At 44.7% G+C, this 16,175-nt stretch carries 14 protein-coding genes and 5 tRNA genes; 3 read left to right on the plus strand and 16 right to left on the minus strand.

The window, feature by feature from the left end:
• Positions 1 to 44: 44 nt before the first annotated feature.
• From IAG03_RS00065 to IAG03_RS00085, 5 genes are all read right to left on the minus strand, one after another.
• Positions 45 to 809 carry a Gfo/Idh/MocA family oxidoreductase gene (locus IAG03_RS00065; protein WP_249317586.1) on the minus strand — a complete coding sequence of 255 codons (765 nt, stop codon included), beginning with the start codon at positions 807 to 809 and terminating at the stop codon, positions 45 to 47.
• A gap of 104 nt (positions 810 to 913) precedes the next feature.
• On the minus strand, positions 914 to 2,062 hold the full coding sequence (locus IAG03_RS00070; protein WP_249317587.1) for a glycoside hydrolase family 172 protein: 1,149 nt from the start codon (positions 2,060 to 2,062) through the stop codon (positions 914 to 916).
• A gap of 38 nt (positions 2,063 to 2,100) precedes the next feature.
• Positions 2,101 to 2,928 carry a carbohydrate ABC transporter permease gene (locus IAG03_RS00075; protein WP_249317588.1) on the minus strand — a complete coding sequence of 276 codons (828 nt, stop codon included), beginning with the start codon at positions 2,926 to 2,928 and terminating at the stop codon, positions 2,101 to 2,103.
• Positions 2,929 to 2,930: 2 nt separating this feature from the next.
• A complete protein-coding gene (locus IAG03_RS00080; protein WP_249317589.1) occupies positions 2,931 to 3,821 on the minus strand; it encodes a carbohydrate ABC transporter permease in 891 nt (296 codons plus the stop codon).
• Positions 3,822 to 3,902: 81 nt separating this feature from the next.
• Positions 3,903 to 5,240 (minus strand): ABC transporter substrate-binding protein, encoded by a 1,338-nt coding sequence (locus tag IAG03_RS00085; RefSeq protein WP_249317591.1) that lies wholly within the window; start codon positions 5,238 to 5,240, stop codon positions 3,903 to 3,905.
• A gap of 174 nt (positions 5,241 to 5,414) precedes the next feature.
• Here IAG03_RS00085 and IAG03_RS00090 point away from each other — a divergent pair, with 174 nt between their 5' ends.
• A complete protein-coding gene (locus tag IAG03_RS00090; RefSeq protein WP_249317593.1) occupies positions 5,415 to 7,148 on the plus strand; it encodes a sensor histidine kinase in 1,734 nt (577 codons plus the stop codon).
• Between the two features lie 11 nt (positions 7,149 to 7,159).
• A complete protein-coding gene (locus IAG03_RS00095) occupies positions 7,160 to 8,695 on the plus strand; it encodes a response regulator transcription factor (protein WP_249317595.1) in 1,536 nt (511 codons plus the stop codon).
• Positions 8,696 to 9,031: 336 nt separating this feature from the next.
• On the opposite strand, the gene IAG03_RS00100 is transcribed toward IAG03_RS00095, so the two are convergent.
• Entirely contained in the window at positions 9,032 to 10,123 is a 1,092-nt protein-coding gene (locus IAG03_RS00100; RefSeq protein ID WP_249317597.1) for a Gfo/Idh/MocA family protein, read from the minus strand.
• A gap of 418 nt (positions 10,124 to 10,541) precedes the next feature.
• Here IAG03_RS00100 and IAG03_RS00105 point away from each other — a divergent pair, with 418 nt between their 5' ends.
• Positions 10,542 to 10,700, plus strand: coding sequence for a hypothetical protein (locus tag IAG03_RS00105; protein ID WP_249317599.1), 159 nt, complete (start codon positions 10,542 to 10,544; stop codon positions 10,698 to 10,700).
• A gap of 106 nt (positions 10,701 to 10,806) precedes the next feature.
• Here the strand turns inward: IAG03_RS00105 and IAG03_RS00110 are convergent, their stop codons facing one another.
• The 10 genes from IAG03_RS00110 to IAG03_RS00155 all read right to left on the minus strand — a co-directional run bounded on the left by IAG03_RS00110 (position 10,807) and on the right by IAG03_RS00155 (position 15,925).
• Positions 10,807 to 11,019, minus strand: coding sequence for an integrase core domain-containing protein (locus tag IAG03_RS00110; protein WP_283242900.1), 213 nt, complete (start codon positions 11,017 to 11,019; stop codon positions 10,807 to 10,809).
• Between the two features lie 462 nt (positions 11,020 to 11,481).
• Positions 11,482 to 11,556 (minus strand) — tRNA-Cys (locus tag IAG03_RS00115).
• A gap of 50 nt (positions 11,557 to 11,606) precedes the next feature.
• Positions 11,607 to 11,682, minus strand: a tRNA-Gly gene (locus tag IAG03_RS00120).
• 30 nt (positions 11,683 to 11,712) lie between these two features.
• Positions 11,713 to 11,788 (minus strand) — tRNA-Phe (locus IAG03_RS00125).
• A 6-nt stretch (positions 11,789 to 11,794) separates the two neighbouring features.
• Positions 11,795 to 11,871, minus strand: a tRNA-Asp gene (locus tag IAG03_RS00130).
• A 6-nt stretch (positions 11,872 to 11,877) separates the two neighbouring features.
• Positions 11,878 to 11,954, minus strand: a tRNA-Val gene (locus IAG03_RS00135).
• Positions 11,955 to 12,060: 106 nt separating this feature from the next.
• Complete coding sequence (locus tag IAG03_RS00140) at positions 12,061 to 12,813, minus strand: class I SAM-dependent DNA methyltransferase (protein WP_249317602.1); 753 nt, start codon at positions 12,811 to 12,813, stop codon at positions 12,061 to 12,063.
• Complete coding sequence (locus tag IAG03_RS00145) at positions 12,810 to 13,115, minus strand: YerC/YecD family TrpR-related protein (protein ID WP_249317604.1); 306 nt, start codon at positions 13,113 to 13,115, stop codon at positions 12,810 to 12,812. The genes IAG03_RS00140 and IAG03_RS00145 overlap by 4 nt, the downstream gene beginning before the upstream one ends.
• Before the next feature lie 231 nt (positions 13,116 to 13,346).
• Positions 13,347 to 14,387, minus strand: coding sequence for an alcohol dehydrogenase catalytic domain-containing protein (locus IAG03_RS00150; protein WP_249317605.1), 1,041 nt, complete (start codon positions 14,385 to 14,387; stop codon positions 13,347 to 13,349).
• Between the two features lie 23 nt (positions 14,388 to 14,410).
• Positions 14,411 to 15,925 (minus strand): xylulokinase, encoded by a 1,515-nt coding sequence (locus IAG03_RS00155; RefSeq protein WP_249317607.1) that lies wholly within the window; start codon positions 15,923 to 15,925, stop codon positions 14,411 to 14,413.
• Positions 15,926 to 16,175 lie beyond the last annotated feature (250 nt).

Here is a 16,175-nt window from a genome sequence, read left to right on the forward strand (position 1 = left end):
ATTCCCCCGGCGGTTTTCACTCTTTGGCACAAGCATTGTTCGATTCACGGACGACACCATGGTTTTCTTTCGGTCTGAACCGGTTTTCCGGTCTCCAGCGCCTTTGTCAGGCAATGCGACAGGTAGGTATCCTGGCAGGCCTCCGCCAGCCCGTAAAATTCTTTTCCTGTCTCAACATACGTTTTCATATCCAGAAGCACCTTGGCAAGCGCAAGTTCTTCGTCGCTGAGACGCCGGAAATCCGCAACCGTCCGTTCTGCAAACGGGTTTCGGTAAATATACCGGCCGTCCAGCATCAGCCCGCGCAGAGAATCGCCCTCCAGATTGGAATATTGCCCCAGTTCGACCCGCTGAATTTCCGAACAGGCACAGTCGCCTTCCTCGTTCAGATATCGTACCGTCCGGTCGAAAATCTCTCCGCGCGTTCCGCTGATCCGCAAAAACCGGGAACGGATCCCAGAAAAATACTGTTCTTCACAGAAATCGAAATAGGCGTTTTTGCCGTTTTCAAACGTAAAAACTGCCGTATCTCTGGCAGCTGTGTGCAGCGCGCCGTTTTGCACAAGGCCGTCTCTGCCGCAGGTTTCGACAAGTTCCTGCGAAAAGCGTTTGGCGGAAATTGTACAGGGCATAAATCCCACATCGAGATACCGGCGGATCAGATTCACTGCGTGATAGCCGTGAACCATCGAAATCAGCAGATCCGTCGGCACGCCGATTTTGCCTTCGCAAAGGATGTTTAAAAGCGCACTGTGATAAGGCTGCGCAAAATACTGTTCCGCAACCTGCACCTTTGCGCCACAGCGCACTGCAGCCTCCCAAATCTGATCGACCGCTTCCAAATCCGGCGCAAAGGCGCAATTTTACTGGAGTGTTGCAGCCCGAACTCTCTACTTTCTGAAGTTTTATTCCTTTATTTGATCAATCGTTCTTCGAGAGAAAGAAGCGGCAATGTATTAACAGGCTGATCCAGATAAAAATAGGCACAGCTACACCAATCGTCACTGCGTTCATAGAGGAATGGAAGCCCCTGCCCAAACTCAGGATCCTCTTCCGGATGAACAAAATCTGTCTCATAATTTCCATTAACAGAAGGATATGAATACCCTTTTGTCTCATGCAACAATGCAAGTTCTGCTCGACCATATTTCAGTTCAAATGTATCGACTGCACCGATCTGCTGGACTTCTACGCGGATATCTTTTTGGAAATAAACCGGATCCGCCACATGGAAACGGAAAAAATCAAGTTCCATCTTTTCCGAATCATATACTGGGCATCCACAGTAGAGATCATAAAAATAATCTTGTCCCCATGCACTGGCCAAATAATCTTCCGAACCGGTTCCGCAAAGAGAAGGATACTCTTCATCTCCATCGAGATAAATTTTCACCTCACCTTCTCCCCACCAAGTCTGGCAATAAAGCTCTGTATTACAGAGAACACCAATATTTGTACCGAGATATCTACCGCGACCTTCAACCTTAGCAAGAATTTTATAATCTTGCCGAATTGTAGTTGGATTTTCTCTGTTAAACCAAGCGTGAAAATACATCACATTCTCATCAAGTTCATCGCCCAATGTATAGTTGATGTCATAATAAACCTGAAGGATATCTTTTCCGCTCTGGTTGCGAATCAAAACCTTGAACCCCTTGCGAAAAGGCATCGGAATGAAGCAGGTGAAATTTCTACCTTCCGGGCTTGTAAAAAGCGCGGATTTGAACGTCGCCATTCTTCCGATGCTATGGCAGAAGAAATCTCCAATTGGAACACTCACTGCAGGCTGTTCCGCCTGATCCCAATAAAATTCAATGGTAACACCACGAAGAACTTCTTTGGAAAAATCACTAAGTGTCATCCACATACGACGCACAATACCCGTTCCTTCTTTTTCAAAGGCTAATACTTTTTCTTCACCATCACGGAAGGTAAATTTCGCAGAACCTTTCCGGCCGCCACGCGTCATTCCGGCTTTCCCCTTCTCTCCGGTATAATTCTCCGGACTGCACCATCTCGTTTGAATGTTTTTCGGAACTGAATACATAGAATTGTCAAACATACTTTTCAACCTTTCCTTTCAGTAATAATATTATATAATTAACCTTTCACTCCGGAAAGCTTAATTCCTTCAACAAAATAACGCTGAAAAATCACAAAGAGTACAATCGTAGGAATTGCCGCAATTACAGATGCTGCCAGAATTAAATTCCATTGAGCGGAATAAGCATCCTTAAAGCTGCTGATTGCAACCTGTACAACCCAAAGATCTTGTTTCTGTGTTACTACCATCGGCCAGAGGTAATTGTTCCAGTTCGTAAGAAAAAAGGAAACTGCCATTGTCAGCGTAATTGGCACAGAAAGCGGTGTATAAACCCGGAATAAAATTTTAAAATGAGAGGCTCCATCAATAATTCCTGCCTCATATAAATCGCGGGGAACACCCTTAAAAAATTGTCGGTACAGGAAAATTCCATATGCATGTGGAATCATTGGCAAAATAACCGCCCAAAGTGTATCAATCAACCCCAAAGATTTTACAATAATAAATAGCGGAATCATAATTACCGAAAAAGAGATCATCATAGTACTAATCATCCAAGTAAAAATCGTCTTTTTCAGCGGAAAACGCAATGTAGAAAAAGCAAATCCAGCCATCATATGAAATAGCAATGCAACAAGCGTAACCGTTGTCGCAATCACAAAGGAATTCAAGATATACCGTAAAAATTTAACCTTTTGAAAGACATCTACAAAATTTTGTAGGCGAATCTCTTCAGCAGGTGGAAACAAGTGAAAGAGAAAAATTGAGGCCGGTTCTTTGATTGAGGAAATAACTAGAATATATACCGGAAGCAACCACAATACGGCAATTACCACTCCTAGAAGGATAAACAAACACTGCAAAGTTTTTTTTCGTATTTTCATCTCTATCCCTCTTTCATCATTCCCGTTATTTTGAACTGGATCATTGTCAGCGCAAACATAATCAGTGCTAAAAGAATCGACGCCGCAGAAGCATAGCCAAATCGATAGACACCAAAGGCCTGATTAAAAATATAATAAACTGTAACTTCTGTAGCTCTTCCTGGTCCTCCAGCCGTCATAATTTTGATTTGATCAAACACTTGAAATGAATTGACCGTCGTCACAACCAAAACAAAAATATTGGTATCACGAATGGAAGGCAATGTAATATTCCAAAATTTCCGCAGAGAACTTGCTCCATCAATTTCAGCTGCTTCATAATAGCTACGCGGAACATCTTTAATTGCAGCCAAAAAAATCACCATATTGTATCCACAAACCAACCAAATTCCCACGACAGCAACCGATTCAAGCGCCTGGGCACCGGAAGAAAGGAAGGTTCCGCGCGGGAGTCCAACCGCCGTCAAAACCGTATTAAAAAATCCTTTTCGATTATCATAAAGAAATAACCAAATCGTTGCCGCTACAACCGTAGAAATTGAATAAGGCACAAAATAGAGACTTCTAAAAATATTTTGCGCTTTTCCGTCTATCGCCTGCACCAATAACGCAAGCAACAGAGAAACAATAAAAACAGCCGGCACATAGATAATTACATAATGCAACGTAACTCCAAGTGAATTTAAAAATCCATCATCCTTTATCAATGCAATATAATTCTTAATCCCGGAAAAATGCATTTCCGATAATCCGTCCCAGTTGAAGAAAGAAATATAAAGCGCATAGAGAATTGGAACAAACAGAAAAATGAGCAGTCCAATAAAATCTGGAAGGATCATCAGATAAGCAGAAAGCGCTTCTCCTGTTTTCGTTTTCAGTCTTTTTTGATTCACGAGTACGCCCCTCCTTTTTTGATGGGACGGACATTCTTTCTTCTCACAAATCTTAGAATGTCCGTCCCTTTAAACTGCTTTTTAACCTAAGATTCCATTATAGCTGGAAGCAAATTCTAACATTTTGGTCTGTGCCTTTTGCGCAGCCTCTGTCGGCGTCATATTATACAACGCATCCTGAATCATATCGCTGAGAATCTCTGATGCTTCTGCCGGAACTGCAAGTTCTGCTTTCGCAGAAGGGTTCAATACCTCTGTGAAAACTGCACGCTGTCCCTTCAAATAAAGATCCTTATTAGCGTCAATAACAGATTGTCTTGCAGAATATCCAAAATTATATGTCAGATACGAACTGGATTTCTCCGGCGGATTATCGAGATATGCAAATCGGATAAATTCCATACAACCTTCAATCGAAGCAGTTTCTTTGTTTACCAAAACTCTCCAACCACCCGCTACTGTAGCGGTATGTCCGTTTTCATCGGGGATCGGAATCTCCGCAGCAACCAAGTTGACATCTGGATAATTTGCTTCTAAAACAGCAGGTGCCCAAGAACCGTTCATCTGCATCGCTGTCTCACCGTCGGCAAGTATGCCAATATCAGAACAGGAACGGGAAAGTGTTTCTGTGCAAGAACCGGAATCCAGAAGATCGCGCCAAAGCTGTAGCGCATTAATTACCTGATCAGAATCCAGTAACGGATTCCCCTTCTCATCAAAGAAATCTCCGCCGTCTTGCATCCAGACAAACGGCATAAAGCTCCACGTCTGCCAGTCTCCTTTATTAATTTCAAATGTAAATCCGGAGTGCTCGTTCGTATTGCATGCAACTGCAGCTGATTTTAATTCACTCCAAGTTTTTGGCGGCTCTACACCCGCTTCTTTTAGCATATCCGCATTGTACCAGAAGTTACAAAGATCAGACATTGTGGGAATACCGTAAAGATGCCCGTTTCTGGTTGAAACGTCCAGTGTTCCAGATACAAAGTCATTCATTTCATCCTCTGTAAGATATTCTTCCAACGGTACGCAAACCTCACCATCTAAAAACTGCCCGATATTTCCAGGACTTGCATAAAAGATGTCTGGGCCGGAGCCAGTCGCAAACGCTGTTGGAAGCTTGGTGTTCATGTATTCATCAATCGGCACACTATCAAATACAATCGTGTATTTATCCTGCGATGCATTAAATTCATCTACAACATCAAGACACCACTGATGCAAAGCATTCGTTGGATTGAGGTGGTTCCAAAATTGCAGCTCAACGCGGCTTCCACTCGGCTTTGTACTTTCGCTAGCACTGCCTGTACTACTGGAATTTTCTGCATCCGGATCCGGAATCGATGCGCTTGTTTGCGCGCAACCAGCACACAGAACCAGTACCAATGTCATAAAAATCACTAGAATACGTTTTTTCATTGTTTTTCCTCCTAAAATAATTTTGTTTGCTTGTTGCTTTTTACATGATATAGAATAAAACTCTTTTTGTAAATTGTAATTTTTTTTAATTTATCGGATAATCTTTTATAAGTTTGTCAATATATTGACTTATTTTACATTTTCTTTTAGTATAAGTTTACAGGAGTGATGTGTATGTCTAACGGTATCGCAAGGTGGTTTATCAATCTATCTTTACAATTTAAAGTGGCATTTGCTTTTCTTATTTGTGCCGCCATCCCTATGATAATTGCCAGCACTTTCTTTTATAATCAATTAAAAAATGAGTCCATACAGTATAAAAGCGACCGCATGGCACAAGATCTCGTCTATTGGACAAGTAATCTAAATAATCAACGCAGCTTTCTTTACAACAATGTCACCAGCATTTATAATGACCGCAACATTATGAACCTTTTATCAAAGGCCGAAAAGAGGGAACTATCGGTCAGTGAACAAAATACCCTTAAACAATATTTGGTTTATTTAACCCGGCTGAATCTGGATATTTCATCAGCATTTCTATCTATTCAAAATACCAACATTATGTATTATTCTAAAAATAGTGAAATTTCGTTTAAAAATGTACAAGAAATCTACCAAACTTATCGAAAAGAAATAGCATTTCAAAACGGGAAACCATGTGCTTTTCCAACAATAGCACAAAAATCTGGTGGTTTCAGTTTGCCGATAGGAATGTTGATCCGCGACAATACCAAGTCCTTTGCTTCACTTGCGAGTATGATCGTCTGTTATGACGATTCTGTGTTATCAAAAACTTGTGATCAAATATATTTTACAGAAAACAGCAAAATCTACATCACAAATGCAAACTATGACCTTCTCTGGAGCAATTCCTCGTCCACTCTTTCTTCTCCTATAAATTACTACTTTTCCCAAAAAAGCGGCGAAGAAACCAACCACATTTTTATTTACCATTCTGCAGTATCTTCACGAGAAATGGAGACTTGGCATTGTCTTATACTTGTACCAGAAGAAGATATGATCGATTTAAGTTTCATTTTCTCTTCTTACTTTATAATTCTGTTCCTTATTTTTCTACTTTTATCATCAACACTTTTTTTGATTCTGAAAACGTTTATTTTAACTCCGCTACACCGTATGATTGCTCTAATTAATATATCTGATCTTAAAAATCCACAATTTTTGCCGGACAAAGGCCATACCGATGAATTCGGAGTTCTTTATAAAAGTTTTAATAATATGTATCAGAAAAATCTACATCTGCTGGAAATCGTTAAAAAAAGCCAAAAAGAGCAGAGCCGTCTTGAGTATGAAGCGCTGAAAGCACAAATCAACCCGCATTTTCTCTACAACACTCTTGACACCATTCACTGGATGGCGATCGAACATAATGAGCACAAAATTTCAGATACTGTTACTGCTTTATGTTCCATCTTGCGTTATTCAATAAAAAAAAGTAACGAAAAATATGTAACATTGTCAGAGGAATTAACCTGGACAAAAAATTATATTTTTATTCAGAAACAGCGGTTTGAAGATCGCTTTTCTGTAACGTTCGATATAGATGAATCCCTTTCTGACTGCCTAGTTTTTCACTTAATCTTACAGCCATTTATCGAAAATGCCATCATTTATGGCATGAAAAACACACTCTCCGGTGGTGTTATTCACATCCGAATTTTTTCTGAAAAAAGCGAATCTCTGCTCATTCAAATATTTGACAACGGCGTTGGAATGGATCCAAAACATTTAGAAGCTATTCAGTTAGGTATTGGTGTTGGTATCGGCATCTATAACATTGATCAACTTATTAAACTTAATTTTGGCTACCATTATGGTGTAACTATTCATTCTGAACTCGGAATCGGAACTGAAGTGCACATCCGATTCCCAATAAAACGCTAAGGAGATTATGGATGTATACTGCAATTATCGTAGATGACGAATCTGTGGCGCGTCATGGAATCAGCACTCTACTATCTAAACATAGTCCGTTGTGGAAAATTGTAGGATCCTTTGCTGATGGTCAAAGTGCATTACAGTTCATTAAAAAAACTTGCAATTCTCTCGATTTAATAATTTCCGATATTTGCATGCCAAATATGAACGGTTTGGAGCTAATCCGTGTTGCAAAAACTTTGCATCCCTCGGTTTCGGTAATTTTTGTCAGTGGATATGACGAATTTGAGTACGCACGTTCTGCTCTGACCCTAAAAGCTGATGCTTTTCTTTTAAAACCACTTGTATCCAAAGAATTTTACCAAGAATTAGATCGTATTCTTGAAATTCGGAAATTGCAAAGTCAAAATGCCGATTTTCCATCTTCAAACCCACCACATAGAATTTCCTATCTAAACTTTCTTTTCAATGAACTTTTGCGTGGAAACATTTCTATCCGCCCACTTTTTGAAAGTATAGTCTGTCAAATTCCTCCAAGCTATCATATCGTGGTGTTAAAATCAGCTGTTTCCTATTTGCAGGACAATTCTTCGTTTAATTTGCCTCCAGAGAATATTTCCAATCCGTTTTTTGTTTTTTCTATTGAACCCTCTTATTTTGCTCTCATCCTAACCTCGGAAGGAGGAGATGCCCAACTCCAGCAATTTGCTCAAATTAATCCACATTTTTTCTTTGGTATTAGTCAGCGGAAACTTGATGCAAAAGAACTTTCCATAGCATATCAGGAAGCTTATATTGCAGTAAACCAGTCGCTTTATTCTCAAGCTATTCCCAAAAAGTACAAAATCTTTATATATCAAGAACTGAAGAGCAAAAGTATTCCCTTCCCCCAGGAGCTTTGCATACGAATCGTCAACGCAATGGGCGCTGGAGATCTTAGTTCCGCAGAAAATGGTTTAACGCTTTTTTTCACAGCTATTCGAAAAGAGCGTTTGCCAATTAATCAATTAGAAGATTGGATTAAACGCCTCCTTTACCTTATTAGTAATCTGGTTGAACAAACGCCTTTTGAATTTCCTGGTTATGATGTAAACAACATCATAAAAAAGCTTCCTTGTTTTCAAACACTCGAAGAAATTCACCTGTTTTTCAGCACGTACACTTTGGAAATTACGAAACAGATGCAAGTCCTGTTAAAAAAACGTCATCACACTAAAATTGAACAGATCAAACAATATGTGCATATCCACTACGCCGAAGACCTTTCTTTGGAACGACTTTCTGAACACTTTGGAATTAGTGCCTCTCATATCAGTAATCTGTTTCATACTGTTACCGGAACTAAACTAATCAGTTATATTACAAATATTCGACTGGAAGAAGCTAAAAAACTTCTTCGCAACACGGATGACTGTATTTATCATATTGCCTTACAGGTTGGGTTTTCTGATGCGGGATATTTCAATCGGATTTTTAAAAAAGAAGTTGGGATTTCTCCAAAAACATATCGTAATTTTACGAAAAACGATACAAACAATCTTCGCCAATTTTGACAAAGCTTGTTTGTCTGTTCAGATGCCTATTCTGATTTTCCCTGATACCATCAAGCATTGTGCGCAAAAAGGTTTGCAGAGTCCGGCTGAATGAGAAGTCAGCCGGACTCTGCAAACCTTTTTGCGCATAAATCTTGACAGTACCTTGTGACACAAAACAGAAGAACGGTTCCCTTTTTTCCTGCGGAACCGTTCTTTTTTCTGCAAGACGCATCCCGCTTCGTTTGGATGCCGTGTGCGTTTTTTGTCTGACCGGCAGCCCCACGCAAAACCGCCGGAGGAATCTTCTGAGATTCCCCCGGCGGTTTTCACTCTTTGGCACAAGCGCTCTTTGATTCACGGACGATACCATGGTTTTCTTTCGGTCTGAACCGGTTTTCCGGTCTCCAGCGCCTTTGTCAGGCAATGCGACAGGTAGGTATCCTGGCAGGCCTCCGCCAGCCCGTAAAATTCTTTTCCTGTCTCAACATACGTTTTCATATCCAGAAGCACCTTGGCAAGCGCAAGTTCTTCGTCGCTGAGACGCCGGAAATCCGCAACCGTCCGTTCTGCAAACGGGTTTCGGTAAATATACCGGCCGTCCAGCATCAGCCCGCGCAGAGAATCGCCCTCCAGATTGGAATATTGCCCCAGTTCGACCCGCTGAATTTCCGAACAGGCACAGTCGCCTTCCTCGTTCAGATATCGTACCGTCCGGTCGAAAATCTCTCCGCGCGTTCCGCTGATCCGCAAAAACCGGGAACGGATCCCAGAAAAATACTGTTCTTCACAGAAATCGAAATAGGCGTTTTTGCCGTTTTCAAACGTAAAAACTGCCGTATCTCTGGCAGCTGTGTGCAGCGCGCCGTTTTGCACAAGGCCGTCTCTGCCGCAGGTTTCGACAAGTTCCTGCGAAAAGCGTTTGGCGGAAATTGTACAGGGCATAAATCCCACATCGAGATACCGGCGGATCAGGTTCACTGCGTGATAGCCGTGAACCATCGAAATCAGCAGATCCGTCGGCACGCCGATTTTGCCTTCGCAAAGGATGTTTAAAAGCGCACTGTGATAAGGCTGCGCAAAATACTGTTCCGCAACCTGCACCTTTGCGCCACAGCGCACTGCAGCCTCCCAAATCTGATCGACCGCTTCCAAATCCGGCGCAATCGGCGTCTCAGAAAGTACGGGGATTTGCCGCTCAAACAATTTTTGGTTCCATTCAAACGCAACTTCCCAAGGGTACGCAACCACAGCGAAATCGAATGTCTCTTTCATCAATTCATCAAAATCATAAAAGACCGGAACATGCTCTGTTTCTTCCAATCTTTTTCCTTTTTCGCGGTTCCGCAGAAGCACCCCGGCAACGGAAAACATCTCCGGAAGCATCTTCGCAACCCGCAAAAAGAATGCGGCCCGCCAGCCTGCGCCGAGTATCGCAAATCGAATCATTGCTGCATCTCCTTTTCGTTTGGTCGGATTTGGTCGGATTTTCATTTTAAATTATGCGCCGTCCTGGACGATCTGTCCGAATTTTGAGACACATTTGCAGAAAATCAAAGATCCGTACCTGTTCAAGTTTTTTTGAAATTTGGTTTTGGAGGGGCAAATGCGCTGCAGATGCGAACGCCGGCATCCATATTCTAAACCAAACCGCGTCCCAAACACCGCAACCCCAGCCGAAAACGGCCTTTATCTGGATCGGTTTTGAACTTTCGAGCAAAGGCCGCAAACACTTTTCGGTTCTGACTATAGCATAGCGGGCCGCTGTTTGCAAGCGTCTTTCCGGTGGTCCGCTCAATTTTTCGGAAAAAATTTCCGCTCATAAGCGTTTTCAGCACGTACAGAATAAGCGCCGGAGGTGAAAAACATGCCTGATCTTTTCCGCTTTGACGACGCAATGGAAGAATACTTTTCTGCGCTTCCGGCCGATCTGCAGGATGAAATTCTGCACAGCAATCTGAAAATCGGATGCCTTGCCGATTTGATCCAAACCGCAGAAGCCCTGACAGAACAGCGAAATTCTTAAAGAACACGCGTGTTGGATGCGCAAATAAAAGTGGCCGGAGCGCACTAGACAGCCTCAGAATGTGCGGACAGCTCAAAAAAGCAGCCCTGTGTAGGAATATTCAATTTTAAGCAGAGTGGTGCAGCGTCAGCGGTGCCACTCCTGTTTTTGCCTGAATGCACTCATAGTTGTAGAAGTGAATGTATCTGTCGATCAGATCATTTGCTTCCCGGAACGTCTTTGGCTTGTGCCGATAAATACATTCTGTTTTTAGAATAGAGAAGAAATTTTCCGCCATTGCATTGTCATAAGGATTTCCTTTCCTTGACATGGATGGCATTATGCCATAAGATTGTGTTAGCTTGAAGTATGCTTGTGAGGTGTATTGAAAGCCCTAGTCGCTTTGGAGCTGCAACTCCGCAGCGATTTTCTCTTTCTTCATGGCCAAACGGATCGTGTCCAGTACCAGACTTACTGTTTGACGGGATGGTCTCCTTATTGCCGGCTGACTTCTCATTCAGCCGGAGCCTGCAAACCTTTTTGCGCATAAATCTTAACAGTACCTTTCCATGTCGTATGATCTAATCTGTTTATGTCTTTTTCTTTCACGTGAAAGTCCTCCCTGTTTTGATTGTTGTGTGGTCGACAAACCACTTCTTATCTAACAGGGAGCTTTTTTCTTGTCTACTCTACTCCTCGCTATAAGCTATTTTTTTACCCCCGGCATAGCCGGGGGGTGCCTTTGGTACAACCAATAACAGAACCCATGCATAACTTTCGTTATGCATGGGTACTGTCTAATTGGAGGCGACACCCAGATTCGAACTGGGGAGTGAGGGTTTTGCAGACCCTTGCCTTACCACTTGGCCATGTCGCCATTTTAGGATAAAATGCGCACCCACAACGAAATGAGTGCGCGCCCTATTATGGAGCGGACGACGAGGCTCGAACTCGCTACCTCCACCTTGGCAAGGTGGCGCTCTACCAGATGAGCTACGTCCGCATTTTTGCAGCTTTTCTTAAGAAAAGCTGCTGGTGCCTCCGGGCGGAATCGAACCACCGACACGGGGATTTTCAGTCCCCTGCTCTACCATCTGAGCTACAGAGGCAAATTATGGCGACCCGGAACGGGCTCGAACCGTCGACCTCTAGCGTGACAGGCTAGCGTTCTAACCAACTGAACTACCGGGCCATAATTTGGTGGGAACAATAGGACTCGAACCTATGACCCCCTGCTTGTAAGGCAGGTGCTCTAACCAGCTGAGCTATGCTCCCGTCATTCGCGTCCTTGTGCCCTATCGCACATCAGCGACGTATAATATAATACTACAGCGACAAATGAATGTCAATACTTTTTTTAAATTTTCGCGCAAGAAATTCTTTATGCTTCCCGTTTCTGCGCAGCCACCACAAGCCGTTCACAATTTGGATCCGGCGGCAGCATCGTCATATCCGCAAATACCCCGCGCACCTGAAACCCGGTTTCCTCTAAAAGCGCACACAGTTTTTCCTGCGAATATGCGCGCTCGTAAAAATGGGTGCTGGACCGCCGGTAAACCGTGCCGCTCTCCTTCTCAAAGAAATCCAGCGTAATGGAAACACGGTCTGTCTCTGCATCCAACGCATTCTGCCAAACGCAAAAGACCTGCTCCGTATCATAGACAAACGTGTGATTCCCCAAAACAGTACGGTGCTTATACACTGTATTCATATCAAAGAGAAAATATCCCCCCGGATTCAAAAACAACGAAACCCGCTCAAATGTTTTGCGCAGATCCCGTTCACCGGAAAGATGGTTCAGACCATCCAGCGTACAGATTACGGTGTCCACCGTTCCATACAGATCCAGCTGCTGCATCTTTTGACACAAAAACAAGATTGAAAGTCCGGCCTCATCCGCCTTCTGCATGGCTTCGGAAAGCATTGCTGCGTCCGCATCCGTCCCGTAAATATCAAACCCGCGTTTCGCCAGTTCCACCGTCATACTGCCCGTTCCGCAGGCAAGATCCAGTGTTAGGCCCGGCGCATGTTCAAAATGCGCAAGCAGGCTGCACAAATAGTCTGCACGCTGCGAATAGCCCGCTTTGCGCATCAGGCCATCATAATACGGCGCAAAAGGTGCATATGCGCTCATTTTTCTTCCTCTTTCCGGTTCGCCATACGCTGAAAAACCAGCTCGTAACCGTCACAGCCGTAATGAAGCGAACGATTTACACGGCTGATGGTCGCCGTCGATGCGCCGGTTTCCGAAACCACGTCGCTGTAAACCCGCTTTTCGCTGAGCATATGCGCGACAACTAAGCGCTGGGACATCGCTTTGATCTCCGGAACCGTGCAGAGATCCTCGAAAAAGTCATAGCACTCCTCTAACGTTTTCAGCTCCAAAATTGCCTTAAACAAGAAGTCCGTGCTTTCATTTTTCAGTTTACTGCTCAACTTTTTCACGCTCCTTTGCTTTTCACCTCTAAAATAGTAACACATAAAAGTTTAAAAGTAAAGAGCTGAACCAGGTTCTTTTCCTCCATTCTCCCGATGCTTTCCTCTTTTGACGCTCTTGCAACGAAACCGTTTCCCGAAACCAGGTCCTACATCTCACGCAAAAATGCCCCATTCTGCGCGGTTGCACAGAACGGGGCATTGTAGAATGCAGAGATTCTTTTGGAAAAATCAGTCGAACAATACGACGTTTTTCAGGCCTTTCGCCTGTTTTGCCAGCTCAAACAGCTCGTGGATTTCGGTAATCGGCGCGCACTTTGTCGCCAGATTGTCAACCTTTACGGTTCCGTTGGCGATAAAGCCGAGCGTCTTGCGGTACTGCGTGATGCTTGCACGCGTCGTGCCCGTCACAACGAGTTGCTTATAATGAATGATGTTGGAATTGAGCTCTACAAACTCTTTGCCCTTCGGCAGTCCGCCGAAGAAGCAGACGCGTCCGTTTACCGCTGCCTGACCGAACGCCGCTTTCTGCGCCGCAGGCGAAGGACACGCGGTAATGATGACGTCAAATCCGTGTTTTCCGGTCAGCTCTTTCACTTTTGCATCGTCTACCAGACCCACGGTGATGAAATCCGGATCAATCTTTTTGCACTGTTCCAGGCGCTCTTCTACGAGATCGCTGACAACGACTTTTCCGGCGCCCGCCATTTTCGCGAGTTTCGCGTGCATCAGGCCAATAACGCCCGCGCCGACAATCAAAACGAAATCACCCGGCTGGATATGGCAGTGCTCCGAACCGTTGAGCGCGCAGGAGAACGGCTCGTTGAGCGCACCCGCGATAAAAGAAACGTTATCCGGCAGAACCGTCACGTTGCCGCTGCGCACTGCATTTTCCGGAATCAGCATATACTCCGCAAAACCGCCGTCCGTGTTGACGCCCAGCGCGCGGTAATCCGGACACAGATGGCCGTTTCCGCTGACGCACATATCGCAGGTTCCGCAGCCGATATTCGGCGCAACCACAACGCGCATGCCGACCTGATACGCCGTAACGTTCTCGCCGACTTCGTCAATTACGCCCGCAAACTCGTGGCCGAGCGTCAGTGGATGGTCGGCGTCAATTCCGTTTGCGCCCGCGGTCAGCATCCGGACATCGGTTCCGCAAATTGCGGCTGCCTTGATCTTTAACAGGATCTCATTTTTTCCCACTTTGGGCTTCGGAACTTCTTCCACACGAAGATCGTTGATTCCATACATTCTTGCAGCTAACATCGTCATGTACCTCCTGGATTGTATTATCGATAAATTTTAGACTTGTAAACACCGGTCAGCGCGTCGATTGTCTGCAAATAGGTCTCTGCATACGCCCCGTACGCTTCATGATTTGCAGCATTCGGATGAATGCTCTTGACCGGATGCATAATCTTGCGGATCGGTTCGCGGTAATCTGTAAAAACGCCTGCACCGACGCCTGCAATGACCGCACTGCCGACCAGAGCCGTATCTCCCATCGAGAAGGAGATGACGTTGAGACCCAAAACATCCGATTTGATCTGGTTGAACACATCGGACTTCGCGCCGCCGCCGGTTCCGTACATATTTTCAAACCGGTTGTGCGGATAAAGCGTCTTCAGGACGGAAAGATAATAATGATACTCATAGGCGACGCCTTCCATGACCGCACGGAACAGGTGTTCTTTTTTGTGTTTCCAGTCAAGTCCGATAAAGCTGCCCTTGACATAGGGGTTGTTCGGCAAAACGCGTCCGGCAAAGTGCGGAATAAAGAGAATTCCTTCGCTGCCAGCCGGAAGCACGCCGGCCTTTTTCTCCAGTTCCTGGTAAGACATCGGCGGTTCGCCGGTAAATTCATCGCGGAACCAGCGCACGCAAAGTCCGCCGCCGTTGATGTAAGCCAGCGGCATCCATAAGCCGTCCACCGGAGAGCGCATCATCGTCAGGGTCTCGTACTCGGTATCCGGCACAAATTCGTCCACCACACTGCACATGACGGACGCCGTTCCGGCGCAGTCCAGCACCAGATCTTTTTCAAACAGACCGGACCCAAATACCGAACATGCTGTATCGCCGCCGCCCGCAACAATCGGCGTGCCTTCCTTCAGGCCGCTCGCCATCGCACATTCTGCCGTACAGGTTCCAATCACCTCAAACGGCGAGACGATCCGCGGGAACTTTTCCTTGGAAACCCCGAAAGTCTCCAGCAATTCGTCCGACCAGACCTTGTTTTTGTTGTCGCCGAAGCCGGAATACTGAATGCAGGTATAGTCAAAATACGCCTCTTCCCCGCGCAAACCGGTCATTTTTCCGACCACATAACCGTGCGGCAGGACAAACTTTTTAATTCTTTCGTACGCCTCCGGATGTTCATTTTTCCACCAGAGAATTTTCGGGCCGTGTGTATAGGTTACCGGACCGCCGGTGATCTCCGTAACCCGCCGCCCTGCGACAGAACGCATCTGTTCCACATAAGCGTCACAGCGCGTATCGAGCCAGGAATCATAATAGGTTGCCGCTTCGCCGTCTGCGCCGACGCCCATGATACCGGCCATCTGAGAATCAATTCCAACAGACAAAATATCCGTCGCATTGACGCCGGATTTTTCGATGATGTCGTGAATTGTGCGAATACAGGACTCATAAATGTCGTCCGCCTCCTGCCAGACGGTGCCCGGCTTGGGCTGAATCAGTTTCGAGCCTTCGAACGAAGACGCAATCGTGTTCATTTCCGTGTCAAAAAGGACTGCTTTGGTTCCCTGCGTTCCGATGTCGATCCCAATGAGATATCCCGCCATGCTGCACCTCCGCAAATTTTCAATCTATTCCTTTGGAATGACTCTATTCTATCATCATTTACTTGCGATTGCAACTTGTATTTTTACCATATAGTATCATTTATTTTTGTTTTATGTCACTTTCTAGCGCTGTAAGTCTCTTTTTCTTTCTCTCCAAAACAGCAATTGACATTCCCAGCCGCCTGTGTATATAATAAGAAATTGCAGAAGCATGAACGTTAATGTCCCGGTTATCCGGCCATTATTTTCA

This window comes from Yeguia hominis (assembly GCF_014384705.1).
GTDB classification, from domain to species: domain Bacteria; phylum Bacillota; class Clostridia; order Oscillospirales; family Acutalibacteraceae; genus Yeguia; species Yeguia hominis.

Excerpts from the sequence above, each read along its gene's own strand:
- IAG03_RS00070 (WP_249317587.1), bottom strand. The coding sequence starts at position 2,062 with ATGTTTGACAATTCTATGTATTCAGTTCCGAAAAACATTCAAACGAGA.
- IAG03_RS00075 (WP_249317588.1), bottom strand. The coding sequence starts at position 2,928 with ATGAAAATACGAAAAAAAACTTTGCAGTGTTTGTTTATCCTTCTAGGA.
- IAG03_RS00085 (WP_249317591.1), bottom strand. The coding sequence starts at position 5,240 with ATGAAAAAACGTATTCTAGTGATTTTTATGACATTGGTACTGGTTCTG.
- IAG03_RS00090 (WP_249317593.1), top strand. The coding sequence starts at position 5,415 with ATGTCTAACGGTATCGCAAGGTGGTTTATCAATCTATCTTTACAATTT.
- IAG03_RS00095 (WP_249317595.1), top strand. The coding sequence starts at position 7,160 with ATGTATACTGCAATTATCGTAGATGACGAATCTGTGGCGCGTCATGGA.
- IAG03_RS00100 (WP_249317597.1), bottom strand. The coding sequence starts at position 10,123 with ATGATTCGATTTGCGATACTCGGCGCAGGCTGGCGGGCCGCATTCTTT.
- IAG03_RS00105 (WP_249317599.1), top strand. The coding sequence starts at position 10,542 with ATGCCTGATCTTTTCCGCTTTGACGACGCAATGGAAGAATACTTTTCT.
- IAG03_RS00110 (WP_283242900.1), bottom strand. The coding sequence starts at position 11,019 with ATGCCATCCATGTCAAGGAAAGGAAATCCTTATGACAATGCAATGGCG.
- IAG03_RS00140 (WP_249317602.1), bottom strand. The coding sequence starts at position 12,813 with ATGAGCGCATATGCACCTTTTGCGCCGTATTATGATGGCCTGATGCGC.
- IAG03_RS00150 (WP_249317605.1), bottom strand. The coding sequence starts at position 14,387 with ATGTTAGCTGCAAGAATGTATGGAATCAACGATCTTCGTGTGGAAGAA.
- IAG03_RS00155 (WP_249317607.1), bottom strand. The coding sequence starts at position 15,925 with ATGGCGGGATATCTCATTGGGATCGACATCGGAACGCAGGGAACCAAA.